General features: G+C 57.7%; 2 protein-coding genes. Both read right to left on the reverse strand.

Going from position 1 to position 2,499, the window contains the following annotated elements:
- Window positions 1-95 precede the first annotated feature (95 nt).
- The gene (locus M5J09_RS13090; protein WP_257158156.1) at window positions 96-863 is read right to left on the reverse strand and encodes an ATP-binding protein; all 768 of its coding nucleotides are present in this window, start codon (window positions 861-863) and stop codon (window positions 96-98) included.
- A gap of 5 nt (window positions 864-868) precedes the next feature.
- Window positions 869-2,499, reverse strand: a 1,631-nt coding sequence (istA, locus tag M5J09_RS13095) for an IS21 family transposase (protein ID WP_257158157.1), incomplete at its 5' end; no start/stop codon positions are given.

Here is a 2,499-nt window from a genome sequence, read left to right on the forward strand (position 1 = left end):
TGTTCAGAAGACTGAAATGGTAGCGGTGTGGTGAGTATCTGGTAGCGCCTGAGTGAGTATCCGGTAGCGGTGTCTTACTCAGGCGTTGTTGGTGGTTATGTGCGGGTGGTCAGTCGCATGTTTGGTCCTTCGAGTGTGATGATCTCGGCGCCGGAGACGAGTCGGTTGAGGATTGACTCGGAGATCACGGCGTCGGGGATGGACTTGTACCACTCTTGCGGGGTGAATTGTGCGGTGACAATCGTTGAGACTTTGCCTTCACGCCCGGCGAGGATGTTGAGAATTTGGTGCGCGGTTGCGGCATCAATAGGTGTGGTGAGGAAGTCATCTAGGACCAGGACGTCGACGTTGTGAAGGTGTTGGATGAACTTCAGCCGTATGGGGTCATCGGGTTGCAGGACTGCTAGTTCGGCGGCGAGCATGTCGGTGCGGTAGAACCGTGCGGAGTAGTCGTTGCGGCATGCTGCTGTGATCAGTGCTTGGGCGAGGTAGGTTTTGCCGACTGAGGATTTGCCCAGGATGACAATGTTTTGTCCCAGGTGGCACCATTGTCCGTGAGCGAGTCTGCTGACTTGCTCGGGGTTGATGTTGCGGTCAGGTGTGCAGACCACGTTTTCAAGGCAAGCATCAAGGTTTGGCGATCGGGATGCTTTCAGCAGTTTGTTGATGCGTCGTTCACGCCTGGCCGCGACTTCTTTATCGAGTGCGTAGAGCACTTTTTGGGAAAACGTCCATGCGTCGAATGCGGGATCGTTGGCGATGTCGATGACGCTTCTGCCGAAGGCAGTCATCCGCAGCGCGGTGAAGTCGGCCAAAACGGATTCATCAAGGAAGCGATCTGTTGGCGGGGTTGGTGATGACATGGGCTTTAGTTTCCTTTCTGAGTGAGGTTGTCCATGCTGAACTGTTCTGCACCGCCGAGAAACGCGCCGGTGGTATCCCGGTCGCAGGGTGCTGGGCCGGTGTGCTGATTGGTTGTGGTGCTGCGCGGGGGCTGGTCTAACCCGCTAGGCCGTGTGGCGTGTTCTTTGCGTACGGCGGCCATCATGTTTTTGACCGCGGTATAGGACACCGCCCGTCGGCTGTCGTCGCTGGCGGTCAGGCGCTGGCATGCCTCTTCCAGGATTGGTTTGTTGCCGTGTTTGCCCATTGACAGCACGTTTCTGCAGGACTGGTATGCCTGGGCCGGGATGGCTTTCGCCGCGATAAGTTCTTCGATGACTTTGCGTGTTGCCGGGCCGGTTTTGCTGGCTTCGCGATAAAAGTAGTCGCTTGTCCACAGACCACGGGTGGAGTCCATTCCAGATGGAATGTGCTCATAGTCAGTGACATAGGCCCCACGCTTATGCGAAACTCGGTGTGTTGCCACGGTTGTCCCCTGGTCAAAGACGGTTAAGACGTGCCCGGTGATGCGTACATCGACAGTGCGGCCAACAAGCTGGTGTGGCACGGAGTAGCGCACGGTTGAAACCGTGATATGGAAATCTGGGGCCACTTTCGCGCGCTTCCACTCGGTGTGTTGCCACGGGGTTGTCGGCAGGTCAGCAAGGAGATGTTGCTCATGTTCTTCAAAGAGATCCCTGCGGCTTGACTGCTGGCTGCGAAACGGCACGGAGGTGTTGATCGCGTCAACTACGCCCACAATCTTTGCGTTGAGCTCGTCTAAGTCAACACACTGGTGGCCTTCAAGGGCGTGGATGACTTTGTGCGTGACGATCTTTACCGCAGCTTCTACATTCGCTTTATCCTTCGGCCGACGCGCGCGAGTGGGAAGTGCTGCTGTGTTGTAGTGCTCCAAGAACTGCTGGTAGGTGTCGTTGACCTTCCGATTCCTATCGGCAGTGCTGATCGCGTTCGACGCCGTCGACGCGTTATCGGGTACAACAACCTGGCAGACCCCGCCGAAGTAGTCAAACGCTTGACGGTGGGCATCAAGCCAAGACTGCTGCCGCTGGTCAACACACGCACAGGCAAACAGCATCCCTGAATACGGCAGCGAGGCGACGAAAATGCTGACTTTCACCCCCGGTGTGCCGGAAGGGTCGTACAGGCACATCTTGGTCCCTGCCCAATCCACTTGCATCGTATGCCCTGGCGCGTGAGTGATCCGGGCGGTAAGCCCGGCCGCATCGACATGGGAGGCAACCAGCTGGCGGAACCGGTCGTAGCTGTAGTGCCGCTGGCCCGGCTGGGCGGGGGTGGTGGTGTAGCGAGCCCACAATACTTGCAGTGTCTGCTTCGCACGCCCTGTGCGTGCTTTAACGACCGCGTCAAAGTCAATCGGGACGAATTCGCCTTGCCCGCTGGTGCGTTTATCAACGAATATCTCGTCCAGCTCGTCATTCGTCAACGCCGCGACCTGCTGGGCAGTGGTCAAACCAAGGCGTCGCAGCGCTTGGTTCGCTCGGGAAATCGCGCGGTGCGAGCACCCGAGCTGGTCTTCAATCTGGCGGTAAGAACGCTTCCCTAAAAGCAGCGTCATCACCGCACGGTAATCCG

This window comes from Corynebacterium sp. BF-R-2 (genome assembly GCF_024586525.1).
GTDB lineage: Bacteria > Actinomycetota > Actinomycetes > Mycobacteriales > Mycobacteriaceae > Corynebacterium > Corynebacterium singulare.